This is a genomic window from Pseudomonas sp. RT6P73, assembly GCF_054897715.1.
On sequence record NZ_JBUBUV010000002.1, the window covers coordinates 3,891,685 to 3,913,970 of the forward strand.

General features: G+C 59.3%; 27 protein-coding genes. 12 read left to right on the top strand and 15 right to left on the bottom strand.

The window, feature by feature from the left end:
- Positions 1-387: 387 nt before the first annotated feature.
- Positions 388-1,179 (top strand): crotonase/enoyl-CoA hydratase family protein, encoded by a 792-nt coding sequence (locus ACYZT6_RS18210; RefSeq protein ID WP_462028081.1) that lies wholly within the window; start codon positions 388-390, stop codon positions 1,177-1,179.
- Positions 1,180-1,290: 111 nt separating this feature from the next.
- Here the strand turns inward: ACYZT6_RS18210 and ACYZT6_RS18215 are convergent, their stop codons facing one another.
- Positions 1,291-2,046 carry a spermidine synthase gene (locus ACYZT6_RS18215; RefSeq protein ID WP_462028082.1) on the bottom strand — a complete coding sequence of 252 codons (756 nt, stop codon included), beginning with the start codon at positions 2,044-2,046 and terminating at the stop codon, positions 1,291-1,293.
- Between the two features lie 136 nt (positions 2,047-2,182).
- On the opposite strand from ACYZT6_RS18215, the gene ACYZT6_RS18220 reads away from it, so the two are divergent.
- A complete protein-coding gene (locus tag ACYZT6_RS18220; protein WP_461955056.1) occupies positions 2,183-3,529 on the top strand; it encodes a class II 3-deoxy-7-phosphoheptulonate synthase in 1,347 nt (448 codons plus the stop codon).
- Between the two features lie 113 nt (positions 3,530-3,642).
- On the opposite strand, the gene ACYZT6_RS18225 is transcribed toward ACYZT6_RS18220, so the two are convergent.
- Positions 3,643-4,872, bottom strand: coding sequence for a winged helix-turn-helix domain-containing protein (locus ACYZT6_RS18225; protein ID WP_462028083.1), 1,230 nt, complete (start codon positions 4,870-4,872; stop codon positions 3,643-3,645).
- Positions 4,873-4,936: 64 nt separating this feature from the next.
- Positions 4,937-5,152, bottom strand: a complete 216-nt coding sequence (locus ACYZT6_RS18230) for a DUF1127 domain-containing protein (protein ID WP_133838411.1) — start codon at positions 5,150-5,152, stop codon at positions 4,937-4,939.
- 96 nt (positions 5,153-5,248) lie between these two features.
- Here ACYZT6_RS18230 and ACYZT6_RS18235 point away from each other — a divergent pair, with 96 nt between their 5' ends.
- On the top strand, positions 5,249-6,103 hold the full coding sequence (locus tag ACYZT6_RS18235; RefSeq protein ID WP_462028084.1) for a LysR substrate-binding domain-containing protein: 855 nt from the start codon (positions 5,249-5,251) through the stop codon (positions 6,101-6,103).
- Here ACYZT6_RS18235 and ACYZT6_RS18240 read toward each other — a convergent pair.
- Positions 6,093-6,827: a sulfite exporter TauE/SafE family protein gene (locus ACYZT6_RS18240; protein WP_462028085.1), complete on the bottom strand. Its 735-nt coding sequence runs from the start codon at positions 6,825-6,827 to the stop codon at positions 6,093-6,095. The two genes, ACYZT6_RS18235 and ACYZT6_RS18240, sit on opposite strands and share 11 nt — an antisense overlap.
- A 125-nt stretch (positions 6,828-6,952) precedes the next feature.
- Between ACYZT6_RS18240 and ACYZT6_RS18245 the strand changes: the two genes are divergently transcribed.
- The 4 genes from ACYZT6_RS18245 (at position 6,953) to ACYZT6_RS18260 (ending at position 10,250) form a co-directional block, all read left to right on the top strand.
- Positions 6,953-7,909 (top strand): LysR family transcriptional regulator, encoded by a 957-nt coding sequence (locus ACYZT6_RS18245; RefSeq protein WP_462029976.1) that lies wholly within the window; start codon positions 6,953-6,955, stop codon positions 7,907-7,909.
- 69 nt (positions 7,910-7,978) lie between these two features.
- Complete coding sequence (locus tag ACYZT6_RS18250) at positions 7,979-8,440, top strand: MarR family winged helix-turn-helix transcriptional regulator (protein WP_462029977.1); 462 nt, start codon at positions 7,979-7,981, stop codon at positions 8,438-8,440.
- A 343-nt stretch (positions 8,441-8,783) separates the two neighbouring features.
- A complete protein-coding gene (locus ACYZT6_RS18255) occupies positions 8,784-9,203 on the top strand; it encodes an organic hydroperoxide resistance protein (protein ID WP_010461312.1) in 420 nt (139 codons plus the stop codon).
- A gap of 33 nt (positions 9,204-9,236) precedes the next feature.
- Positions 9,237-10,250 carry an alpha/beta hydrolase gene (locus ACYZT6_RS18260; RefSeq protein ID WP_462028086.1) on the top strand — a complete coding sequence of 338 codons (1,014 nt, stop codon included), beginning with the start codon at positions 9,237-9,239 and terminating at the stop codon, positions 10,248-10,250.
- 174 nt (positions 10,251-10,424) lie between these two features.
- On the opposite strand, the gene ACYZT6_RS18265 is transcribed toward ACYZT6_RS18260, so the two are convergent.
- A complete protein-coding gene (locus tag ACYZT6_RS18265; protein WP_007943632.1) occupies positions 10,425-10,994 on the bottom strand; it encodes an elongation factor P in 570 nt (189 codons plus the stop codon).
- Between the two features lie 48 nt (positions 10,995-11,042).
- Positions 11,043-12,185, bottom strand: coding sequence for an elongation factor P maturation arginine rhamnosyltransferase EarP (gene earP / locus ACYZT6_RS18270; protein WP_462028087.1), 1,143 nt, complete (start codon positions 12,183-12,185; stop codon positions 11,043-11,045).
- Between the two features lie 124 nt (positions 12,186-12,309).
- Here earP and ACYZT6_RS18275 point away from each other — a divergent pair, with 124 nt between their 5' ends.
- Entirely contained in the window at positions 12,310-12,720 is a 411-nt protein-coding gene (locus ACYZT6_RS18275) for a hypothetical protein (protein ID WP_462028088.1), read from the top strand.
- A 14-nt stretch (positions 12,721-12,734) separates the two neighbouring features.
- Entirely contained in the window at positions 12,735-13,217 is a 483-nt protein-coding gene (locus ACYZT6_RS18280) for a GreA/GreB family elongation factor (protein ID WP_462028089.1), read from the top strand.
- Positions 13,218-13,222: 5 nt separating this feature from the next.
- Here ACYZT6_RS18280 and cysB read toward each other — a convergent pair whose 3' ends face one another.
- From cysB to ACYZT6_RS18305, 5 genes are all read right to left on the bottom strand, one after another.
- A complete protein-coding gene (gene cysB, locus ACYZT6_RS18285; RefSeq protein WP_008148549.1) occupies positions 13,223-14,197 on the bottom strand; it encodes an HTH-type transcriptional regulator CysB in 975 nt (324 codons plus the stop codon).
- A gap of 136 nt (positions 14,198-14,333) precedes the next feature.
- The gene (locus tag ACYZT6_RS18290; protein WP_462028090.1) at positions 14,334-14,837 is read right to left on the bottom strand and encodes a universal stress protein; all 504 of its coding nucleotides are present in this window, start codon (positions 14,835-14,837) and stop codon (positions 14,334-14,336) included.
- Positions 14,838-14,932: 95 nt separating this feature from the next.
- A complete protein-coding gene (locus ACYZT6_RS18295; RefSeq protein WP_462028091.1) occupies positions 14,933-15,838 on the bottom strand; it encodes a 5'-nucleotidase in 906 nt (301 codons plus the stop codon).
- 25 nt (positions 15,839-15,863) lie between these two features.
- Positions 15,864-16,820, bottom strand: coding sequence for a putative 2-dehydropantoate 2-reductase (locus ACYZT6_RS18300; protein WP_462028092.1), 957 nt, complete (start codon positions 16,818-16,820; stop codon positions 15,864-15,866).
- Positions 16,817-17,203 (bottom strand): thioredoxin family protein, encoded by a 387-nt coding sequence (locus ACYZT6_RS18305; RefSeq protein WP_461975468.1) that lies wholly within the window; start codon positions 17,201-17,203, stop codon positions 16,817-16,819. The genes ACYZT6_RS18300 and ACYZT6_RS18305 overlap by 4 nt, the downstream gene beginning before the upstream one ends.
- Between ACYZT6_RS18305 and ACYZT6_RS18310 the strand changes: the two genes are divergently transcribed.
- Together ACYZT6_RS18310 and ACYZT6_RS18315 are read left to right on the top strand one after the other, a co-directional pair.
- The gene (locus tag ACYZT6_RS18310) at positions 17,202-17,645 is read left to right on the top strand and encodes a PilZ domain-containing protein (protein ID WP_462028093.1); all 444 of its coding nucleotides are present in this window, start codon (positions 17,202-17,204) and stop codon (positions 17,643-17,645) included. The genes ACYZT6_RS18305 and ACYZT6_RS18310 overlap by 2 nt on opposite strands.
- A gap of 161 nt (positions 17,646-17,806) precedes the next feature.
- Positions 17,807-18,883, top strand: a complete 1,077-nt coding sequence (locus ACYZT6_RS18315) for a 3-deoxy-7-phosphoheptulonate synthase (protein WP_462028094.1) — start codon at positions 17,807-17,809, stop codon at positions 18,881-18,883.
- A gap of 66 nt (positions 18,884-18,949) precedes the next feature.
- Here the strand turns inward: ACYZT6_RS18315 and ACYZT6_RS18320 are convergent, their stop codons facing one another.
- Complete coding sequence (locus ACYZT6_RS18320) at positions 18,950-19,237, bottom strand: GNAT family N-acetyltransferase (RefSeq protein ID WP_010461341.1); 288 nt, start codon at positions 19,235-19,237, stop codon at positions 18,950-18,952.
- Positions 19,238-19,878: 641 nt separating this feature from the next.
- Here ACYZT6_RS18320 and oprI point away from each other — a divergent pair.
- Positions 19,879-20,130: an outer membrane lipoprotei OprI gene (oprI, locus tag ACYZT6_RS18325; RefSeq protein WP_002553018.1), complete on the top strand. Its 252-nt coding sequence runs from the start codon at positions 19,879-19,881 to the stop codon at positions 20,128-20,130.
- A gap of 123 nt (positions 20,131-20,253) precedes the next feature.
- Here oprI and ACYZT6_RS18330 read toward each other — a convergent pair whose 3' ends face one another.
- The 3 genes from ACYZT6_RS18330 to ACYZT6_RS18340 all read right to left on the bottom strand — a co-directional run bounded on the left by ACYZT6_RS18330 (position 20,254) and on the right by ACYZT6_RS18340 (position 22,283).
- A complete protein-coding gene (locus ACYZT6_RS18330; protein WP_462028095.1) occupies positions 20,254-21,225 on the bottom strand; it encodes a L,D-transpeptidase family protein in 972 nt (323 codons plus the stop codon).
- A 102-nt stretch (positions 21,226-21,327) separates the two neighbouring features.
- Positions 21,328-21,621 carry a hypothetical protein gene (locus ACYZT6_RS18335; protein ID WP_003226812.1) on the bottom strand — a complete coding sequence of 98 codons (294 nt, stop codon included), beginning with the start codon at positions 21,619-21,621 and terminating at the stop codon, positions 21,328-21,330.
- A 56-nt stretch (positions 21,622-21,677) separates the two neighbouring features.
- The gene (locus ACYZT6_RS18340; protein ID WP_462028096.1) at positions 21,678-22,283 is read right to left on the bottom strand and encodes an arylesterase; all 606 of its coding nucleotides are present in this window, start codon (positions 22,281-22,283) and stop codon (positions 21,678-21,680) included.
- Positions 22,284-22,286 lie beyond the last annotated feature (3 nt).

Below are 22,286 nucleotides of genomic sequence, written 5' to 3' on the forward strand. Positions count from 1 at the left end.
GCTCCAAAGCTGCGCATGCCGTGTAAGACTCAAGAGTCGCCCTGGCTGCTTTGTCGGCGGGGATTTGCGAAAACGAATGAATGAAAAAGATTCGTCAAGGGAGAGTCCGCTGTGCGGACGTGCAGCCGAAGCTGACTTCGGGAAATTGCGCTACCTAAACGCGGCCCGGTTAAAGGCCGGCGCGCACTATACCGGAATTCGCCCAAAAAGGGAGCATTATTTGTCGGAAAACTGACGTATACACCGTTGTGTCACAGGCTTTGCGGATAATCGTGCAACAGTCTATTTTTCAAAGGCCCGGCCCTGCTGGCGATGGCGCTAAAACGGTTCATCCTTGTGACGCAGACCTGCGGTCTGGCACACCCTTCCCGCCCGAGGAAATGCTCCATGAATCAGCCCGGCTCCAGTCGTGTCACCCGTGAAAAACACGGCCATGTCCTGATGATCGGCCTGGATCGGGTGGCCAAACGCAACGCCTTCGACCTCGACCTGCTCAACGAACTGAGTCTGGCCTACGGCGAGTTCGAGGCCGATAGTGAGGCGCGGGTGGCAATAGTGTTCGCTCATGGTGAACATTTCACCGCCGGGCTCGACTTGATCAATGCCAGCGCGGCCCTGGCCGACGGCTGGCAGGCGCCGCCCGGCGGGTGCGATCCGTGGGGCGTGTTTGCCGGCCCGCGGGTAAGCAAACCGGTGATTGTCGCCGCGCAAGGCTATTGCCTGACCATCGGCATCGAACTGATGCTGGCCGCCGACATCAACCTCTGCGCCAGCAACACCCGTTTCGCCCAAAAGGAAGTGCAGCGCGGGATCTTCCCGTTCGGTGGCGCCACGTTGCGTTTGCATCAAGTCGCCGGCTGGGGCAATGCCATGCGCTGGCTGCTGACCGGCGATGAATTCGATGCTCACGATGCCTTGCACCTGGGATTGGTGCAGGAAGTCATGGCCAGCGAGGATCTGCTGCCACGGGCGATTGAATTGGCTGAGCGGATTGCCCGGCAGGCGCCGCTGGGGGTTCAGGCGACGTTGATGTCGGCCCGGCAGGCGCGCTATGAAGGGGAAACGGCAGCGGCGCAGGGGTTGCCGCGGCTGGTGAAGAAGTTGTTGGCGAGTGAGGATGCCAGGGAGGGTGTGCGGTCGATGGTCGAGAAGCGTCCGGGCATCTTCAAAGGGATCTAAGTGATGTATCGGCTGTAAGGGCCTCTTCGCGGGCAAGCCTCGCTCCTACGGGATCACGCAAGCCCTGTAGGAGCGAGGCTTGCCCGCGAAGAGGCCCGAAAGAGCAACAACTTATGTCGCGGGGCGAATCGCCTTGATCAACGACTGCAACGAATACCCCAACCGCGGCGCCAGCCCTTCAGCTCGGGCGATCAGCCCGTCCATGTCCAGTTCCTGATCCAGTTCCGAAGGCACGAGCAAAATCACGTTGCCCTCCTTCACCGGCAACTCCCAGTAATGCCGGTGATAGAGGCCACGCAACAACGCAGCGCCCAACGGCTTGCCATCGTCGGTGGCCCATTGATTGATCACCAGCCAGCCGCCCGGATTCAGGCGCTTTTGACAGTCTTCCAGAAAACGCCAGGCCAGATGCCCGACACCCGGACCGACATCGGTATAAAGGTCGACGAAAATCAGGTCTGCCGGCTCAGCGGTATCGAGCAACTCCAGCGCGTCGCCGACGCGGATATACAGCCGCGGATCGTCATCCAGCCCAAGGTATTCGATGGCCAGACGTGGTACGTCGGGGCGCAGCTCAATGGCTTCGACATCTTCAAGCGGCAGGAACTTGAGGCACGCCTGGGTCAGCGTGCCGGCGCCGAGGCCGAGAAACAGCGCGCTTTCCGGCTGTTCGTGGCACAGCGCGCCAATCAGCATCGCCCGGGTGTAATCGTACTCGAGCCAGCTCGGGTCAGCCGTGAACACGCAGCTCTGCTCGATGGCATCACCGAACTCGAGAAAACGGTAATCGGCCACCTCCAGCACGCGAATCACGCCGAACTCATCCTGTACCTCGGCGAGCAGATGCTCGACGCGCTCCTCAGTCATTTCGTCTCCAGATTGTTGCCGGGCCCGCCGCAAGATGAAGCGGCAAAGGCGCGATTGTCCGCGAAGCAACGGGAACAGGTCACGCACTAATTTGCTGATAACATGAACGTCCGAGCGTAAAACAACCGAGACCGTGATGAGCCAACCCTGGAGCCCTGACAGCTGGCGCGCCCTGCCGATCCAGCAACAACCCCACTACCCCGACGCGGCGCATTTGCTGCAGGTCGAGCAAACCCTGGCGAGTTATCCGCCCCTGGTGTTTGCCGGTGAGGCCCGGGAGTTGCGCCGTCAGTTTGCCCAGGTCACCCAGGGCCGCGCGTTTCTGTTGCAAGGCGGCGACTGCGCCGAAAGCTTCGCCGAGTTCTCGGCCGCAAAAATCCGCGACACCTTTAAGGTCTTGCTGCAAATGGCGATCGTCATGACCTTCGCCGCAGGCTGCCCGGTGGTCAAGGTCGGGCGCATGGCCGGCCAGTTTGCCAAGCCTCGTTCGGCCAACGACGAAACCATCGACGGCGTGACCCTGCCCGCCTATCGCGGCGACATCGTCAACGGCATCGGCTTCGACGAAAAAAGCCGCGTGCCGGACCCAGAGCGTCTGCTGCAGTCCTATCACCAGTCCACGGCCACGCTGAACCTGCTGCGTGCTTTCGCCCAGGGCGGATTTGCCGACCTGCATCAGGTGCACAAGTGGAACCTGGATTTCATCGCCAACTCGGCACTGGCCGAGAAATACAGCCACCTGGCTGATCGCATCGATGAAACTCTGGCCTTCATGCGCGCCTGCGGCATGGACACTTCGCCGCAACTGCGCGAAACCAGCTTCTTCACCGCTCACGAAGCGCTGCTGCTGAATTACGAAGAAGCCTTCGTGCGCCGCGACAGCCTGACCAACGATTACTACGATTGCTCGGCGCACATGCTGTGGATCGGCGACCGCACCCGTCAGCTCGACGGCGCCCACGTCGAATTCCTGCGTGGCGTGAATAATCCGATCGGCGTCAAGGTCGGCCCGAGCATGAACCCCGAAGACCTGATTCGCCTGATCGACGTACTCAACCCGGACAACGACCCGGGCCGCTTGAACCTGATTGCGCGGATGGGTGCGAACAAGGTCGGCGATCACTTGCCGGCGTTGATCCGCGCGGTGCAGCGTGAAGGCAAGCAGGTGCTGTGGAGCTCGGACCCGATGCACGGCAACACCATCAAGGCCAGCAGCGGCTACAAGACCCGCGACTTCGCGCAGATCCTTGGCGAGGTGAAGCAGTTCTTCCAGGTTCACCAAGCGGAGGGCAGTTACGCCGGCGGTATCCACATCGAGATGACCGGGCAGAACGTGACCGAATGCATTGGTGGCGCGCGGCCGATTACTGAAGACGGGTTGTCGGATCGGTATCACACCCATTGCGACCCGCGGATGAATGCTGACCAGTCGCTGGAATTGGCATTTTTGATTGCTGAAACCCTGAAGCAAGTCCGGCGTTAAATCGCGTCGATCCCATCGCGAGCAGGCTCGCTCCCACAGGGTTAGCGCCAGACACATAATGTGTGAACGACGCCGACCACTGTGGGAGCGAGCCTGCTCGCGATGGGGCCAGGTTAATCACCATCGATCTGTGCCAATGCCACCCGCAACCGCGCCGCACTCGCCCGCGGGCAATTCAGCTGAACCTGCTCAAGCCCCAGCCAATCCGCCATCTGCCGCAGATTGACCGCCAACGCCAGCATGCCCGCCTCGTCCAGCCCCGGTTCCTCTTCATGCACGGCATGCACCGCCAACCGGCCCAACGCTCGCTCGGCGCGCAGATCCACCCGTGCGGCAATCCGTTCATTGTGCAAAAACGGCAGCACGTAATAGCCATAGACCCGCTTGTCCTGGGGCGTATAAATCTCCAGCCGATAACGGAAATCGAACAATCGCTCGGTGCGGCTGCGCTCCCAGATCAACGAATCAAACGGTGATAGCAAGGCACTGGCCTCGACCTTGCGCGGCACTTTCGGCTCGGGCAAGCAGTAGGCCGGCTGCCGCCAGCCCTGAACCTCGCAGGCCAGTAACTCACCCGCCTCTACCAGCTCCGCCAGACGCGGCCGGCTGTCTGCCGGGTTCAGACGGAAATAATCACGCAGATCCTTTTCCGTGCCGACGCCCAATGCCGTCGCGGCATGCAGCAACAACCCGCGCTGGGCCTCGGCCTCACTGAGCAATGGTTGTTGCAGAACCGCCGAAGGAATCACCCGTTCCGGCAGATCATAAAGCCGCTCGAATCCACGGCGGCCGGCGACCGTTACTTCACCGGCGGCGAACAACCATTCCAGCGCATGTTTTTCAGCGCTCCAGTCCCACCACGGCCCAGCCCGTTCCTGACGGGTCGACAAGCTTCCGGCCCCCAGTGCGCCGAGTTCCTGAACCGATGCCAGCACCCGGCGAATGGTGTCCTGCTGCTCGCGACCAAAACGCGCCAATTGCTGATAGATGTCTTCACCGCGAGTCGCACGCAGCATGCGCCAACGCATCAAGGGGTACATCGACATGGGCAGCAACGAAGCTTCATGGCCCCAATACTCGAACAACGTGCGTCGTCGGCCCTGACTCCAGGCAGCCTGATCGAGCAAATCGGAGGAGTAATTACCGAGGCGGGAAAACAAGGGAAGGTAGTGCGAACGCACCAACGCATTGACCGAATCGATCTGCAGAATGCCCAGCCGCTCGATCATCCGGTTGAGCTGAAACGGTTTGATCGCCGCTGGCGGTTGCCGCCCGTTGAACCCTTGGGCGGCCAGCGCCAGACGACGAGCCTGTTTGAGGGTAAAGGACACTGTTGCGGGCATGAGCATCTCCTTGTCTGCTCGCAACCTACCTCACCGGGAAGGGAGTTGTGTAGCAATGGCCTCATCATTTATGCATCGGATCATCCCAGAACGGCCGGACCGATTCATGTTCCACATCGGCACGACTCACGCCGATGTCCTTCAGTGCTTCGTCGCTCAAGCTCGCCAGCAGTTCACGCTCACGGTGAAGTTCGTACCAGCGACTAAACTTGTGCAGCAGATCGGATACCGCGTGGATTGAGAATTTTTCTGCCGTTACATGCTCGTGTTGACCTTTCATCTTGTTGCCCTCCTTTAGGGATGGCTCAAGTCTCGCCTCAGGGCTAAGATCAATCCAACGAATGTTTCTGATGGTAACCATCTCGGAGATTGATGGATGTCGGCGTACCCAAGTATTGATACTGATGTGCTGCGCACCTTTGTCGCTATTGCCGACCAGGGTGGGTTTACCCGTGCCGGTGAAATGGTCAACCGCACGCAGTCAGCGGTGAGCATGCAGATGAAGCGTCTGGAAGAAGACGTGTTGCAGCGCCAGCTGTTCGAGCGTGATGGACGCCAGGTCAAGTTGACCGCCGAAGGCCAGGTATTGCTGGGTTACGCGCGGCGCATCCTCAAACTCCACAGCGAAGTCTTCAATACCCTGCGCGAGCCGCACATGGTCGGCACCGTGCGCATCGGCACGCCCGATGATTACGTCATGCGTTTCCTGCCGGGGATCCTGTCGCGCTTCGCCAAGTTCTACCCGCTGATCCAGATCGAGGTTCACTGCGAATCAACCAAGCAACTGTTGCAGCGTCAAGACCTGGACTTGTCCATCGTTACCCGTGAGCCCGGCACTGAAATCGGCCAGTTGCTGCGCAAGGAACGTTTCGTCTGGGCCGAAGCACAATGCTTCAACGCTCATGAGCAGACGCCGCTGCCACTGGCGATGTTCAACAGTGATTGTTTCTGCCGGCTGTGGGCGTGCAATGCGCTGGATGCGATGGGGCGTGATTACCGCATTGCCTACAACAGTTCGAGCCTGTCGGCGTTGATGGCTGTGGTCAGTGCGGGCCTCGCGGTGACCGCGCAACTGGAAAGCCTTATAACGCCGGACATGCGCATCCTCGGCGCCGCCGAAGACCTGCCGCTGTTGCCGGAAGCCAGCATCATGCTCGTACGCAACCTGCACAACCCGTCACCGATCACCGAGTGCCTGGCCGAGCACATCGTCGAAGGCTTCAAACTTTAAACGCGAGCATCACCGCGCACAGCACCAGGAAACCGCAGAACAGAGCGCGCAATAGCCGCTCCGGCATGGCGTGGGCAATCTTCACGCCCCAGCTGATGCTCATCAATCCGCCGACGGCCAACGGCAACCCGATCATCCAGTCCACTTGATGATGCACCGCGTAAGTCACCAGCGTGACACCGGTGCTGGGCAGCGCCAGAGCCAGGGATAAACCCTGGGCCACAACCTGGGTGGTGCCAAACACGCTGGTCAACACCGGCGTTGCCACGACCGCACCGCCGACCCCGAACAACCCGCCCATGGTGCCGGATGCTGCGCCGAGTACGCCCAACCATGGCCAGGAATAACGCATCTGTGCAGAGACCGGTGCGTTAGCGGTGAACATGCGCGCAAGGTTGTAGGCCGACAGGGCAATCAGGAACGCGACAAACCCCACGCGCATGGTTTGTGCGTCGATGCCTACCGCCCAGATCGAGCCGATCCAGGCGAAGCAGAAGCCCATCGCAGCCAATGGCAGCGCATGACGCATTTCAATGCGGTTGCGCTGGTGATAGCGCCACAGCGCCAGCATCACATTGGGCACCACCATGACCAGCGCCGTACCTTGGGCAATTTGCTGATCGAGACCGAACAACACACCGAGCAACGGAATCGCGATCAATCCACCGCCAATGCCGAATATCCCGCCGAGGGTTCCCAGGGCTGCGCCAAAGGCTAGATACATCACGAACTCAATCACAGGCGATATTCCCTTTTGTCAGGTGATTCATCCTACGCAGTCGAGGCTGGCGGGGAAACGCACAGCAACGCACAATGGCTGTGCCAACTTCGCACAAGCGCCGACAAATCATGAACCCCAATCAATTGACCGATCAGCTCGGCCTGTTCCTCGATGTGCTGGAAACCGGAAGCTTTTCCGCTGCGTCCCGCCGGCATCCGCTGACGCCTTCGGCCGTGGCGCGGCGTATCGACAGCCTCGAGAATGCGGTCGGCAGCCAACTGTTCATTCGCAGCACCCACGCGGTGCGCGCGACACCCGCCGGCCTGGCGTTTGCCGAACGGGCGCGAAGGATCGTGGCGGAATTGCGCCTGGCCCGCGCCGAAGCCGTGTCCCTGAGCAGCGCGCCGGAAGGCTTGATCCGGATTGATGCACCAGCGGCGTTCGGCCGCCGGCATCTGGCGCCGGTGATTGCCGACTTCCTGACGCTCTACCCCGGCCTCGATGTGCAATTGCATTTGATCGACAGTTTTGTCGACATGCAGGGGCTGAACCTCGGCAAGGTCGATCTGGTGCTGCGCGCCGGGCAAATGGCCGACACCCGGCTGGTGGCCACGCCGCTGGCGAGTATGGTGCGCATTGCCTGCGCCAGCCCTGAGTACCTGAAACGTCGCGGCATCCCGACCGAGCCGGCGCAGTTGATCGAACATGACGGCCTCGACTGGGACGGCCTGGCTCCACCCTTCGCCTGGCGCTTTGAACGCGACGGGCACATGCACCTGCATCGCCCTGCGCGAATCCGCATGAGTGCCAACAATGCCGAGGCACTGGTCTGCGGTGCACTGGCCGGGTTGGGCATCGCGCATTTGCCGACCTGGCTGGCCAGCGAGTACCTGTTGCGTGGCGAGCTGCTGCCGCTGTTTTGTGAAAACGGCCTGCCGTCACCGGAAACAACCGGCATCTATGCGCTGCGCCTGTCGCAACAACCCAATTCACGCAGCCGTTTGTTGCTGGAATACCTGAAAACCCGCTTCAGCCCCATTCCGCCGTGGGATCTGGCCCTGCAAAACACGCTGGTCCATCACTAGTCGAGAATTATCTGGCGCATTAAAGATTCGCCCGCTAGATTCATGAAGATCACTGATCAAGGCTTTGAAATGAACACCGACCGCAACACCACTGATAACTGCGACGACCTGCTGCTGGACAATCAAGCGTGTTTCGCCCTGCATTCCACGTCTCTGCTGATGACCAAGGTATACAAGCCGCTGCTGCAAGCGCTGGGCCTGACCTATCCGCAGTATCTGGCAATGATGGTGCTGTGGGAGCGGGATGGTTTGACCGTAGGCGAAATCAGCACGCGACTGCTGACAGACCCCGGCTCACTGACACCTTTGCTCAAACGCCTGGAAGTCGAGGGATTGCTCAGCCGCACCCGCAGCCGTGAGGATGAACGGGTGGTGATTGTCGAACTGACCGAACAGGGTCGAGCCTTGCGGGACAAGGCGCGAAGCGTGCCCCAGTGCATCCTCGGTGCAAGCGGCATGACGCTTGAACGATTGCAGAAACTGCAAGCGGAGCTGCAAGTGCTGCGCAGCAACCTCCAAGACAGCCTTTAATCTAAAAACTCATACACATCCCTGTGGGAGCGGGCTTGCCCGCGATAGCGGTGCATCAGTCACATGGGTGGCTGATCTGGCATTGCAATCGCGGGCAAGCCCGCTCCCACAGTTGCTTTGTGGCTCCGAAAAACTCTACGCGCCCCTCTCCAAAAATTTTTCGATCGCAGATCCTGACAAAACAGCTCTAATCCGGCCCTTCCAATCACCCCGTCCAAACTAAACCAAACTTTTTCAAAAATTTATCTTGCGCACTAAATATTAGCGCGATACATTCATCTCGCACTTACTTAGCGCGCAAACATTTAGCGCAAAACACCAAAATCCAAACGAGGCTCACACCATGCAAACTCTCTACACCGCAATCGCAACCTCCACTGGCGGCCGTGACGGTCGTGCGGTTTCCAGTGACAATATCCTCGACGTCAAACTCGCTACTCCGAAAGAACTCGGTGGTGCCGGCGGTGCTGCGACCAACCCTGAGCAACTGTTCGCAGCCGGCTACTCCGCCTGCTTCATCGGCGCGCTGAAATTCGTCGCCAGCCAGACCAAGCGCAGCATCCCGAACGACGCTTCGATCACCGCCCATGTCGGCATCGGCCAGATCCCTGGCGGTTTCGGTCTGGACATCGACCTGCACATCAGTCTGCCGGGCCTTGAACAAGCCGACGCGCAAAGCCTGGTCGAGGCGGCCCACCAGGTCTGCCCGTACTCGAACGCTACCCGTGGCAACGTCGATGTGCGCCTGCACGTTACCGTCTAATCGCTGACTACCAGGCCCGAACAGGAAATGAACATGAACACTTTCAGCAAAGTCTTGACCGGCACCCTTCTCGCTTTGTCCATCAGCCACGCGTTTGCAGGCGATGGGGTTGAACACAACACCCAGGCCTTCCTCGACGTCCTGAATGCGGGCACCGGCAAACCGATGGAACAACTCACCCCCAAAGAAGCCCGCGCGGTACTGGTGGGTGCGCAAGCCTCGGTGAAACTGACACTGCCAAAAGCCGATGTCAGCGAGAAGACCATTCAAGTCGACGGCCAACCGCTCAGCCTGACCATCGTCCGGCCGGCCGGGGTCAAAGGCGAGCTGCCGGTGTTCATGTTCTTCCACGGCGGCGGCTGGGTGCTGGGGGACTTCCCAACCCACGAACGTCTGGTTCGTGACCTGGTGACGGGTTCGGGTGCAGCGGCGGTGTTCGTCAATTACACCCCGTCGCCGGAAGCGCGTTACCCGGTGGCGATCAACCAGGCTTACGCTGCGACTAAATGGGTGGCCGAGCACGGTAAAGAGATCAACGTCGACGGCAAGCGTCTAGCCGTGGCCGGCAACAGCGTCGGCGGCAACATGGCGGCCGTGGTTGCGCTGATGGCCAAAGACAAGGGCACCCCGGCGATCAAATTCCAGGTGCTGCTGTGGCCGGTGACGGATGCCAGCTTCGAAACCGCATCCTACAATCAGTTTGCCGAGGGGCACTTCCTCACCAGAAACATGATGAAGTGGTTCTGGGACAACTACACCACCGACGCCAAGCAACGTAACGAGATCTACGCTTCGCCGCTGCGGGCAACCACCGCGCAACTGAAGGGTTTGCCTCCTGCGCTGGTGCAGACGGCCGGTGCCGACGTGTTGCGCGATGAAGGTGAAGCCTATGCCCGCAAACTGGACGAGGCGGGTGTGCCGGTCACATCGGTTCGCTACAACGGCCTGATTCACGATTATGGTTTGCTTAACGTGGTGAGCCAGGTGCCGGCGGTGCGCTCCGCGATGCTGCAAGCTTCCGAAGAACTGAAACAACACCTGAAATAACGACACCTTGTAGGAGCGAGGCTTGCCCGCGAAAGCGGTGTGTCAGTCGACATCAATGTTGAATGACACACCGCCTTCGCGGGCAAGCCTCGCTCCTACGGAGTACTGCGTGTTTCTGGCAGGCACAAAAAAGCCCGACTCAATGGTCGGGCTTTTTCATTCCTGAAGCTGTGCTTATTTAGCACGGCCTTTGTAGGAACCGCCTTCGCGGGTATCGATCTCGATCATGTCGCCGATTTCGATGAAGTCAGCAACCGACAGCTCGGTACCGTTCTTCAGTTTGGCAGGCTTCATCACCTTGCCGGAAGTGTCACCGCGAGCGGAACCTTCGGTGTAGTCAACCTGACGCACGATGGTGGTCGGCAGTTCTACGGAAACCAGACGCTCTTCGAAGAAGATCGCTTCGCAAACATCGGTCATGCCTTCTTCAACGAAAGGCAGAACGGCTTCGATGTCTTCAGCGTTCAGCTCGTACATGGTGTAGTCAGTGGTGTCCATGAACGTGTAGGTGTCGCCGCTGATGAAGGACAGGGTCGCTTCTTTGCGGTCGAGGATTACGTCGTCCAGTTTGTCGTCGGCGCTGTAAACGATCTCGGTCTTGTAACCGGTCAGCAGGTTTTTCAGCTTGGTCTTCATGATCGCGCTGTTACGACCGGATTTGGTGAATTCAGCTTTCTGAACCAGCCAAGGATCGTTTTCGAGACGGATCACGGTACCGGGTTTCAGTTCTTTACCAGTTTTCATTGCGAATATCCGAATTTGGATGGGATTTACAAAAATCTAGGCCGCGTATCATATCCAATTTACATAAAACTGTACCAGCGCTGCGGCAAGATCGGCCTGCAAGGCCTGTTCCAGACACCACTTCTCGGCGTGTTTTTGCAGTTCCGGCCAGTGTTTACGGGTTGCCAGCCAGTGGTCAGACATATTTTGACCTGCATTCCACGCACGCCAAAGACCACTGATCGCCTCGCTGGCAGGCTCGGACAGGCCTCGGGTGTACAGCGCAAGGAAGGCATCGAGCTTGTCCAGATGGATATCTTCGTCCTGCTGATAGATGTGCCAGAGCAGCGGACGCCCAGCCCACTGCGCGCGGACAAAGGAATCTTCGCCGCGCACGGCGTTGAAATCGCAGCACCAAAGCAGGTGGTCGTATTGATCCTGTCGGACGAACGGCAGCACTTGTACGGTCAACTCACCGCGCACGTGCAACGCGCCGGCCGCCAGCTGATCGACACCGAGCCAGCGTTCGACATCCCCGAGAATCCGGCTTTCGGGCACCAGTAGATGCGTGGGATTCGAATCAGCGGCCATCACGTCCAGCCAACTGGCCAATCCGCTGTTTTCGTAGGCGAACAGTGAGATCAGTTGAGCGTTTGGTGCGCGATCTATCCCCAGGCCTTGCAGGAATTCTCGCTGCGCCTCGGGGTTTTGCTGAAACTGCCGGCGACGCTCAAGCAATCCGCTTTCACGCAACAAGCCACCGGTACCTTTCTGGAACCCCGGAAAGAAGAAGTACTTCTGCACGCTCTTGTACTTCACCGACGGCAAACCGTGACAGCCGATCACCCAGTTCTCAGCGCTCAGGTAATCGAGGTTCATCCACAGCGGCGGCTTTTCCCGCGAGGCCATGGCGTCCATGTAGGCACTTGGCAACTGGCAGGCGAACGCGGCAATCACTACATCGGCGGCTTCAGCGGGTTGCCACTCGGTTGGCCACTGACGCACCTCGACACCCTGCTGCCATTGCTGCGCGGCGCTGATGTCGATTTCAGGGCAGATGCGTTCGAAGGCCCGCAGGTCATCGACCCACAAGCGCACCGCCACGGCATGTTCGGCCACCAGCTGTCGGGCGAGGCGCCAGGTCACACCGATGTCGCCAAAGTTGTCGACCACGGTGCAAAAAATATCCCAGCGGGTGTTCATTTCAGGCATTCCAGGCTCCCGTTGGCAAAGGCGCCGATTGTCCGCATAAATTACCTCGCGCAGAAGAGCCGCCGGCGATTATTCTTCGTGCGACAATCGCCATTCGCCCGCGACCACCCGCCAGGAGGCAGCCATGCCCTACCGTCCCAACCCGCGCCGTCCGTTGCCGATTCAGCTCAATGCGCTGCAATTGACCGGCAGCATTGCCCTCGGTCTGTGGCTTGGATTTCTCGCGATCGCGCTAACCTGCTGGCTCGCCTCGCGCCTGCTGTTCAGCGAGCAACTCGCGCCTGTCGCCGCTGCGGTAGAGCAACTGGCCAAGCCGCCGGTGGTGGTGCAACCGGTTCCGGACATCCCGCCGCAGAGCCCGCTGTTTGAACAGTACGAAGAGAACTTGCGCAAGAACGAGCAGCAGCAACGGATGGATCAGGCCCGCAGCACCAGCCGCAATCTGTCCAATCCGAAATGCCAGTTCTGGCTGCAACAGGACCAGACCGCGCCGAGCGAAAAAAGCCGCGCCAACGTCCTGCAATTCTGCGACTGACCATGAAGCTCTCTATGCACAAACAAACCGTCCACCAGTTGATTATCGACAAGCTTCGGATCGACCTCGACATCGCCGAGCGTGCCGCGCAAACCGCTTACGAAACCGCGACCCACGAAGAAAACATCGCCGAAAACAAGTACGACACACTGGGCCTGGAGGCGTCTTATCTGGCCGCCGGACAAGCCAGACGTGTGGAAGAAATCCGGCAGTCACTCACGCTTTGCCAGAATCTGACCTTGCGTCCTTATGACGAACAACGCGGGATCGAAATCGGCGCCCTGCTCGGTCTGGAAGACGAAAAGGGTCGTGAGCAGTGGCTGTTTCTGGCCCCTGACGCGGCGGGATTGAAAGTCGATATGGTGGGGCAAATGATCACCGTCATCACCCCTCGCTCGCCGCTGGGCAAAAGTCTGCTGGGCAAATTCGAAGGGGACGAGGTGGAGATTCTGGTGGCGGGCGCTCGGCAACAGTTTGCTGTTACCGAGGTGGTCTAGAAGAATTAATGGACCGGCAGTTCGACGCCGTCGAACAGCTCCTCCAGTTCCTGCTTGTTGTGGCACTGAATGGCCTTGGCCATGACTTCGCGGGTCAGGTGCGGAGCGAACTTCTCGATGAAGTCGCACATGAAACCACGCAGGAAGGTGCCACGACGGAAACCGATCTTGGTGATGCTGGATTCGAACAGGTCACTGGCGTCGAGCATGACCAGGTCACTGTCGAGTTTGGCGTCAACAGCCATTTTCGCCACGATGCCCACGCCCAGGCCCAGGCGAACGTAAGTCTTGATCACGTCGGCGTCGGCGGCGGTGAATACCACTTTCGGCGTCAGGCCACGGTGGCTGAAGGCTTCGTCGAGTTTCGAACGGCCGGTGAAGCCGAACACGTACGTCACGATCGGGTATTCGGCCAGGGCTTCCAGGGTCAGCTTCGACAGCTTGGTCAGCGGGTGGCCCTGCGGCACGACCACGCAGCGGTTCCAGCGGTAGCACGGCATCATCACCAGGTCACCGAACAGTTCCAGCGCTTCGGTGGCGATGGCGAAATCCACGGTGCCGTCAGCGGCCATTTCGGCGATTTGCATCGGCGAACCCTGGTGCATATGCAGGGCAACGTCCGGGTACTGCTTGATGAAATTGCTGATCACCGGCGGCAATGCATAACGGGCCTGAGTGTGCGTGGTGGCGATCGACAGGGTGCCTTTCTTCTCGTTGGAGAATTCCTGGGCGATCTGCTTGATGCTTTCAACCTTGCGCAGGATCTCGCCGGCGGTGGTGATGATGCGCTCGCCGGCCGGGGTGACGCGGGTCAGGTGCTTGCCGCTGCGAGCAAAAACCTCGACGCCCAATTCGTCTTCCAGCAGGCGGATCTGTTTACTGATGCCCGGTTGCGAGGTGTAAAGGCTTTGGGCTGTAGCGGAAACGTTGAGGTCGTGGTGCGCCACTTCCCAGATGTAGCGCAGTTGTTGAAGCTTCATATGAATCCCTCAAAGCAGGTAGACGCCACGGGCATCAGCGACGGTATATAACTATATTAATGGTTTGAAGAATAAATCTAGAACTTTTTTGTCAAATTGCCACTATTCGTGTTCTGGTGTCCTGCTAGGCAGGACACTACCGATCACCTTGGCGACGACGTTCCACCAACGGCACCAGGTAAACCGGCACCCGAGACAGTTGCAACACCCGCGCAGCGGTTCTGCCCAGAGGCGTTTCCGCGCCAGCACCATGGCTATGACTACCTACGATCAACAAATCCACCGAGAGTTTCTGCGCCTGGTCGAGAATCACTTGTGACGGGTCCCCCTGCAGCACCCGCACCGCTTGAATCCGCTCCAGGTCCTGCTCTCCTTCATCCCCCAACTCTTCCCGAAAGCTGTCGAGCACCCGCTGCTCGATACTGGCGATCACCGTGCTCAGGCCCTGACTGTGAAACTCACTCAAGGCCTGCTCATCGAGGTAACTCTGCAGCACGGATTCAGCAAACAACCCCATGGGTTCAACGGCGTGCACCACATACAAGTCGGCATTGAATGTCCGCGCCAACGCCAGGGCATGCTGCATCACCAACGGTGCATACAGGCCGAGGTCAGTGGCATACAGCATTGAACGAATCATATGACCTCCTCGCGTGCCAACATGGCGGAGATTTGATTCAGCTTAGCAGTGCCTTGGCGAGTACGACGGCCCGCGTAACGCGTTGAACCGTGGGCTTAAACCTTTTGCTCGTTGCTTATGCCGTGAGGCACGTGACCGGTGGCGACCACTTCCCGGGCCAACTCGCAATGGCCGGCCTGATCGTCGAAAAACACGTCGGCGGCGAACGCTTCGAGAAACGCCGACTTGGTCAGCCCGCCAAGAAACAGCGACTCGTCCAGACGAATGTCCCATTCGCGCAACGTACGGATCACCCGTTCATGGGCCGGCGCCGACCGTGCCGTCACCAGGGCAGTGCGGATCGGACAAGCGTCATCGGGAAACTCACGCTGCAACAGATTGAGTGCGGCCAGGAAGCCTTTGAACGGCCCACCGCGCAAGGGCTCGCGGGCCGATTCGCGTTCGCTGGCCTGAAACGCTTCCAGGCCACCGGACTGATAGACCCTCTCGGACTCGTCGGAAAACAGCACGGCATCACCGTCGAAGGCGATGCGCAGTTCATCGCTGGCCGCACGGCTGGCACCGCCCGACAGAATGGTCGCCGCGGCGAACCCGGCATCCAGCGCGCTGCGCACGTCTTCGGCATGGGTGGAGAGAAACAGGTCGCAACCAAAGGCCTTTAGGTACGGATAAGGGCTGCGCCCACCGACAAACGCCGCACGGGAAATCGCCAGGCCATAATGATCAATCGAATTGAACACCCGCAGGCCGGTGTCGGCGCTGTTGCGCGACACCAGGATCACCTCGACCCGGGCCCGACCGAGGCTGGCGTTCAAGCTCAGCAGTTTTTCCACCAGCGGAAACGCATCACCGGGCTGTAGGATTTCGTCTTCGTGTTCGATCTGATATTGCCGGTAGGCCTCGACGCCGCTCGACAGATAGACCTTGTGACTTTCGCTCAGATCGAACAGTGCTCGCGACGAGATCGCCAGCACCAGTTTGTCGTCGATAGTCTTTGCCATGCCCTTCCCCCTCAGGTTGATCGACTCACGTGTTGCGTCGATCGATAAAACTCAAGCTGCGATACAAGGCTTCGATTCGCGGCAATTCGCACCCCGCCGCCTTGGCCGCCGCCAGAGGCCGCGCGTAAATCGCCTGCAATTCCAGCGGTCGTTTGTGCAGGAAATCGTGGTACATGCTCGGCCAATAGTCGGGCATTTTCTCAGTCACCTTGAACAAATGGTCGGCGTACCCGGCCGGTATGTCGTGACCGCAGGCGATTGCCCCCTGAACCACTTCGGCCATCAGCGCCTGGACCAATTCCCGGCTGTCGGCATCGGCCATCAACGGCGTGGTGCTGGCCCCAAGCAGAACCGACAGACCGTTGTAAGGAATATTCCAGACCAGTTTTTGCCAACGTGCCTGGTGCAGGTTCGGCATGGCCTGAGAGTCGATGCCGGCGCTGCGGAACAGCCCGGCGCCCTCCTCGACAATCGTCATTCGCGCCTGTTCATCGGTTGCGGGACCGCTGTGGTAGCCGACATTCACCGCGCCAAGCGCTTGATGGGTGATGACGCCAGCCCCTGCGCGATGGACGCAGATAAAACACAGCCCACCGAGCAAGTGCAGGGAATCGGGGAGCAAGTCGCGCAAGCTGTCTTCGACGTCCAGGCCATTTTGCAACAGCAGGACTTTGGCATTCGGTGCGGCGGCTTGAATGATGGCGGGCGCCAGGTCTGCATTGCTGGTGGTTTTGGCGCCGACCAGCAACCAGTCGCAAGCGGGCATGTCTTCAGCGGATGAATAGGCCTGGACCGGGTTCAACGTCAGTGCGCCATGCGCCGCACTGTCGACTTGCAGCCCTCCTTCTGCGACGGCTGCAAATTCACTGCGCAACAAGAAGTGCACATCGAACCCGGCACGCGCCAGCATCACCCCGTAGAACCCGCCAATCGCGCCGGTTCCGATAATACCGATTGTCGGTTTGGCAACTGCCCCCATCATGGCAACTCCTCTGCAATTCGACTGAGCGCCTGGCGCACGGCTTCATTGAGCCCGCTGCTGGTCAGGCGCGACTGTACTGGCCCGAAGAACTCACCGTCGCGCACCACAAACAGCGCCGGCAAATGAAAAACCTGATAACGCTCGACCACCCCGCCATTGTCCCCGGCATCAATCCAGCACAGCCGGTCGATTGCCAGATCAAGTCTTGGCAATTGCTCACGGGCAAAACGGCAACTGGCGCAGCCGACACTGGTGAAAATCACCAGCGACACACCGCTCATCGCCAGCAGCCGTTGGTCGGCGTCGAAATCGGTCAGTTCCAATTCGACCACTATACTGGGGGAAACAATGTCAAATGGCCGACACATGGAGTCCGTGTTCATGGGACGTTTTCTACCTCACCCTGACGATGTGCCCGTCGAATTAACGTTGCTCAAGCATGAGTGCATTTCGCGGCAACGGCTGCACACTATCAGCCTCGGCGGCATGGCTTGCAATTACCACCGCGCCTGGCGCCACGGTACGGCGCTGGAAGTGCGCATGCCAACCTTGAATCCCGATTTGCGGTATCTGGGTTATGTGGCCTGGTGCCTGCGCCGCAAGCACGGCTATCTGGTGGGCATCGCCTTCGTCGACGAACAGATGCTGTTCAGTGCGCGAATGGGCGAGCAGGTTTGCCAGATAGAACGTTATTGTCGCCTGCGTGATGCACACGAAGACCTGCAAGATATTCAGGCCATGGCCCTCGACTGGGTCCAGGAGCATGCCGGCGAGTTCTCTCACGACACGGTTCGCAAGGCATTTGCACAGCCTGCGCTGGGTTAAGCGGCGCGCTCAATTACTGAGAATGCCCCCGAAACCGCTGTCTGCCCATTGTCGAGCAGGCGCGTAACGCGCTAAGGTTCGGCTCCCCGACGCGCTTAATTTGCTGTGCTCCGCCGCGCGGGTTCGCTGGCGGCCGGCACCCGTGACCTGACGAGTAAACGATGGCTGATTTACCGATCAACGACCTAAACGTCGCCTCCAACGAGACCCTGATCACTCCCGATCAGCTCAAGCGTGATATCCCTCTGAGCGACGCGGCCCTGCGCACCGTCACCAAGGGCCGCGAAGTCATTCGCAACATTCTTGATGGCACCGACCACCGCCTGTTCGTCGTGATCGGGCCTTGCTCGATCCACGACATCAAGGCTGCCCACGAATACGCCGAGCGCCTGAAAGTGCTCGCCGCAGAAGTGTCCGATACCCTGTATCTGGTCATGCGTGTGTATTTCGAGAAGCCACGCACCACCGTCGGCTGGAAAGGCTTGATCAACGACCCGTACCTGGATGACTCCTTCAAGATTCAGGACGGTCTGCACATCGGTCGTCAGTTGCTGCTGGACCTGGCCGAGATGGGCCTGCCAACCGCCACTGAAGCCCTTGATCCGATCTCCCCGCAATACTTGCAGGACCTGATCAGCTGGTCGGCCATCGGCGCGCGCACCACCGAATCCCAGACTCACCGTGAAATGGCTTCCGGCCTGTCTTCGGCCGTCGGCTTCAAGAACGGCACCGATGGCGGCCTGACGGTTGCGATCAACGCCCTGCAGTCAGTTTCCAGCCCTCACCGCTTCCTGGGTATCAACCAGGAAGGTGGTGTGTCGATCGTCACCACCAAGGGCAACGCCTACGGTCACGTCGTACTGCGCGGCGGCAATGGCAAGCCGAACTATGATTCGGTCAGCGTTGCGCTCTGCGAGCAAGCGCTGAACAAGGCGAAGATCAAGCCGAACATCATGGTCGATTGCAGCCACGCCAACTCCAACAAAGACCCGGCCCTGCAACCGCTGGTGATGGAGAACGTCGCCAATCAGATCCTCGAAGGCAACCAGTCGATCATCGGCCTGATGGTCGAGAGTCACCTGAATTGGGGCTGCCAGGCCATCCCGAAAGACCTCGCTGACCTGCAATACGGCGTGTCGGTCACCGATGCCTGCATCGATTGGTCCGCGACTGAAACCACCTTGCGCAGCATGCACGCCAAGCTCAAGGATGTGCTGCCGAAACGTGCTCGCACCTGATCACTTTTCGCCGCATACAAAAACGCCGGGCTAAACCCGGCGTTTTTTTGTGATCGTATTTTGAGGTTACTGGCTCAGCTTGGCGGCATGCCGCTGGTGACGCTCCATGTAGCGCTCCACGTAGGAACACGAAGGAATGACGGTGTAGCCCATTTCCTCGGCGTACTCCAGCGCCTTCTCGGTCAAGGCTGCCGCAATGCCGCGACCACGCAATGCGTTGGGCACGAACGTGCGATAGATATCCAGGGTCTGTTTCCCCAGATCCATATAGGTCAGGTAGGCACGATGACCGTCCACACTGGTCTCGAACTGATGACCAGCCTGGTCATGGTGGATGGACAACGCCTCGCTCATCACTACTCCTCGCGGGTCTTGAATTCTGACCCCTACCTTACCGATGTTTTTCCGGCGAAGGAACATCTACGCCACCCCGTGCCTGAATGGACACCGAGAAGAGCTGCACCGATCTCGCGCAACCTGACACGTATCAAATAGTAGGCACCATTGGCAAAAATGCTCAAGGTACGCTCGTCATCGCGCGAAGGTGGCGGTGCTGCTCCGGGTTACGCAGGGACGGCTCGACCGAAGATATCCGCGGGTCGATAGCCTGAACATTGCCGGATGTTGAGACTTAAGACGAACGCGCGCTCTTAAAGTCACCATCAAGATGGTTAAAGATTATGAGAGCCACGGCGCAAAATCCGAACAAAAGTATGGACGAATCCATATAGACAGACTTTAGCCAAGATTGAGAAAAACAGCGCTGAGTGCACGGAACTTTTTTTCGCCGGCTCGCTCAGCTCGGGCCTCCCAGCTGGATATTTTTTAAACAATGCAGTTAAAAGTTGCTCGAAAAAGAATCAACGCCTACAATTTTTTTTGCTTCTTGCTACACGTCAGTTTACTTACTAGAAGTAATGGGTAGTATGTACGCCGGCCATTTCCTCACTCTGAGGAGACAGCTACTTAATAGAAAGTCCTTGAAGGGGAACACGATGAACAACGTTCTGAAATTCTCTGCTCTGGCTCTGGCCGCAGTTCTGGCTACCGGTTGCAGCAGCGTATCGAAAGAAACCGAAGCACGTCTGACTGCTACTGAAGACGCAGCAGCTCGCTCCCAGGCTCGTGCAGACGAAGCTTACCGTAAAGCTGATGAAGCTCTGGCTGCTGCTCAAAAAGCACAACAGACTGCTGACGAAGCTAACGAGCGTGCTCTGCGCATGCTGGACAAAGCTAGCCGCAAGTAATAATCCTTCGGGATTGTTATCAAGCCGACCCATTTATGGGTCGGCTTTTTTATTGCCTGATGTTTCCTGTCGGCAACAAAAAACCCGCCGACGCGGCCTGCGTCGGCGGGTTTTTTTCAAGCGTTACTGCAGCGGATCAATCGGTGCACTCGTCACCATTGGCGCCGAGGAGTTCGGCACTCCGATTTCCACCGGCAGGCCATCTTCAGCGGCAACCACGTCGCGGACCACATCCCAGTTCATGCGCAGGTTATTGGTGATGTCCTCACGCTTGAGCATCGCGTTGATCACCGCCGTGTGTTTGTCGACCACAGAAGGGTTGCCCTTGTCGTCCAGCGGTGTGTGCGCTTCCAGATAGACCTTGCCACCACTGACGCCGAATTTGTACGGATCGCTGAGAATGCGTACCGACGTACCGACCGGCACCATGCCCGCCATTTCCAGCACGTTGTTGTTGAACATGCGGAAGCAGCCGTGGCTGGTGCGCATGCCGATGCCGAACTTCTTGTTCGAACCGTGGATCAGATAGCCCGGTGTGCCCAGGGTGAACTTGAACGGCCCCAGAGGGTTATCCGGGCCGGCCGGCACGACATTCGGCAGCGGATCGCCATCAGCGGCGTGCTCGGCCTTGATCGACGCTGGAGGGGTCCAGGTCGGGTTCGGCGTCTTGGCGGTGATACTGGTGTGGGCAATCGGCGAGCCCCAGCCTTCACGACCAATACCCAGCGGGAAGGTGTAGACCACGTTCCGGCCTTTCGGGAAGTAGTAGAGGCGGTATTCAGCCAGGTTGATGACGATGCCTTCACGCGGGCCCGGCGGCAGGATGAAGCGCGTCGGCAGGACGATCTCGGTACCAGCGCCCGGCAACCATGGATCCACGCCAGGGTTGGCCGCGACCATTTCCGTATAGCCCAGATCGTAGGTGGTGCCGAGGTCGGCGAAGGTGTCTTCGTACTTGGCCTTGATCACTTGCACCTGACCGATGATGTCTTCACCGGGTGGTGGCAGGGGCAGCTCCAATGCGGCTACGGGGCCCGCCACACAAAGGGCGGCAAGAGACAGGCAGCGGGTGACGGCAGGAAAACGCGGCAACATCCGGAAAATCCTTCGCATGATCGACAAGGGTATAAAAACGCGATTGTACACCGGAGTCTGGAATTTCGGGGAGTTGGCCGATAGCAAGCTATCTTTGACGCTTTACAGCTCGAACCGCAACTCTGGCCAGATCGGCGAGGTGCCGCGTTTTTGCGATTCCAGGATGGCCCGGCACAGCGAACACAGGCGCTGGTCCTGAAACACCCGGCGGTCGACACTCGACCAGCGCGGTTGCGCGGGCAACAGACTACCGCACAAGGTTCGATCGGCCGAGCCGCCCAGCTCCAGCTGACGAGTCACCAGATGCACCCGCACTTCCTGGCAGGCGAACAGATCCAGCTGTTCGTCAGGCTCGATCAGTTGGTAGGCAAAAAGGGACCAGGCAGGACGCGGCATCGGGGGCTCCAAATCGGGGGCGCCACCTTAGCCGAAACACCGCCGCTAGAAAAGCGTCAAAGCAGCGGTTTCAGTGTCGGCCAGACATTTTCCAGCAACTTGTCCTGAGCCCCGGCAGCCGGGTGCAATCCGTCGGCCTGCATCAAGTCCGGATGACCGCCCACGCCGTCGAGAAAAAACGGCACCAGCGGGATGTTTTTCTCGTCGGCCAGCGCGCTGTAAACCTTCGCAAAGGCCTCGGTGTAACGAACGCCATAGTTGGGTGGCAGCTGCATGCCGAGCAAAAGCACCTTGGCGCCACTGTCCCTGGAGGTGTCGATCATCGACGCAAGGTTTTGTTGCAAATTAGCCGGGGGCATTCCGCGCAGCCCGTCGTTGCCGCCCAACTCGAGGATCACCAGCTCAGGCTTATGCTCTGCAAGCAGCGCGGGCAGGCGCGCCTGGCCTCCGGCACTGGTGTCGCCGCTGATGGAGGCGTTGACCACTTTATCGTCGAAACCTTCGCGCTTGAGCCGTTGTTCAAGCAACGAGACCCACCCCAAGCGGGTATCCAGGCCGAAACCGGCGCTGATACTATCGCCAACGATCAGGACTGTACCCGCCGCTGCGTTCTGGGCCATGCACATCAAGGCCAGGCCAGCACTCAAAAACCACACTCGCATCGG

Coding starts and splice junctions, on each gene's coding strand:
- ACYZT6_RS18210 (WP_462028081.1), top strand. CDS start 388: ATGAATCAGCCCGGCTCCAGTCGTGTCACCCGTGAAAAACACGGCCAT.
- ACYZT6_RS18215 (WP_462028082.1), bottom strand. CDS start 2,046: ATGACTGAGGAGCGCGTCGAGCATCTGCTCGCCGAGGTACAGGATGAG.
- ACYZT6_RS18220 (WP_461955056.1), top strand. CDS start 2,183: ATGAGCCAACCCTGGAGCCCTGACAGCTGGCGCGCCCTGCCGATCCAG.
- ACYZT6_RS18225 (WP_462028083.1), bottom strand. CDS start 4,872: ATGCCCGCAACAGTGTCCTTTACCCTCAAACAGGCTCGTCGTCTGGCG.
- ACYZT6_RS18230 (WP_133838411.1), bottom strand. CDS start 5,152: ATGAAAGGTCAACACGAGCATGTAACGGCAGAAAAATTCTCAATCCAC.
- ACYZT6_RS18235 (WP_462028084.1), top strand. CDS start 5,249: ATGTCGGCGTACCCAAGTATTGATACTGATGTGCTGCGCACCTTTGTC.
- ACYZT6_RS18240 (WP_462028085.1), bottom strand. CDS start 6,827: ATGTATCTAGCCTTTGGCGCAGCCCTGGGAACCCTCGGCGGGATATTC.
- ACYZT6_RS18245 (WP_462029976.1), top strand. CDS start 6,953: ATGAACCCCAATCAATTGACCGATCAGCTCGGCCTGTTCCTCGATGTG.
- ACYZT6_RS18250 (WP_462029977.1), top strand. CDS start 7,979: ATGAACACCGACCGCAACACCACTGATAACTGCGACGACCTGCTGCTG.
- ACYZT6_RS18255 (WP_010461312.1), top strand. CDS start 8,784: ATGCAAACTCTCTACACCGCAATCGCAACCTCCACTGGCGGCCGTGAC.
- ACYZT6_RS18260 (WP_462028086.1), top strand. CDS start 9,237: ATGAACACTTTCAGCAAAGTCTTGACCGGCACCCTTCTCGCTTTGTCC.
- ACYZT6_RS18265 (WP_007943632.1), bottom strand. CDS start 10,994: ATGAAAACTGGTAAAGAACTGAAACCCGGTACCGTGATCCGTCTCGAA.
- earP (WP_462028087.1), bottom strand. CDS start 12,185: ATGCCTGAAATGAACACCCGCTGGGATATTTTTTGCACCGTGGTCGAC.
- ACYZT6_RS18275 (WP_462028088.1), top strand. CDS start 12,310: ATGCCCTACCGTCCCAACCCGCGCCGTCCGTTGCCGATTCAGCTCAAT.
- ACYZT6_RS18280 (WP_462028089.1), top strand. CDS start 12,735: ATGCACAAACAAACCGTCCACCAGTTGATTATCGACAAGCTTCGGATC.
- cysB (WP_008148549.1), bottom strand. CDS start 14,197: ATGAAGCTTCAACAACTGCGCTACATCTGGGAAGTGGCGCACCACGAC.
- ACYZT6_RS18290 (WP_462028090.1), bottom strand. CDS start 14,837: ATGATTCGTTCAATGCTGTATGCCACTGACCTCGGCCTGTATGCACCG.
- ACYZT6_RS18295 (WP_462028091.1), bottom strand. CDS start 15,838: ATGGCAAAGACTATCGACGACAAACTGGTGCTGGCGATCTCGTCGCGA.
- ACYZT6_RS18300 (WP_462028092.1), bottom strand. CDS start 16,820: ATGATGGGGGCAGTTGCCAAACCGACAATCGGTATTATCGGAACCGGC.
- ACYZT6_RS18310 (WP_462028093.1), top strand. CDS start 17,202: ATGGGACGTTTTCTACCTCACCCTGACGATGTGCCCGTCGAATTAACG.
- ACYZT6_RS18305 (WP_461975468.1), bottom strand. CDS start 17,203: ATGAACACGGACTCCATGTGTCGGCCATTTGACATTGTTTCCCCCAGT.
- ACYZT6_RS18315 (WP_462028094.1), top strand. CDS start 17,807: ATGGCTGATTTACCGATCAACGACCTAAACGTCGCCTCCAACGAGACC.
- ACYZT6_RS18320 (WP_010461341.1), bottom strand. CDS start 19,237: ATGAGCGAGGCGTTGTCCATCCACCATGACCAGGCTGGTCATCAGTTC.
- oprI (WP_002553018.1), top strand. CDS start 19,879: ATGAACAACGTTCTGAAATTCTCTGCTCTGGCTCTGGCCGCAGTTCTG.
- ACYZT6_RS18330 (WP_462028095.1), bottom strand. CDS start 21,225: ATGTTGCCGCGTTTTCCTGCCGTCACCCGCTGCCTGTCTCTTGCCGCC.
- ACYZT6_RS18335 (WP_003226812.1), bottom strand. CDS start 21,621: ATGCCGCGTCCTGCCTGGTCCCTTTTTGCCTACCAACTGATCGAGCCT.
- ACYZT6_RS18340 (WP_462028096.1), bottom strand. CDS start 22,283: ATGCGAGTGTGGTTTTTGAGTGCTGGCCTGGCCTTGATGTGCATGGCC.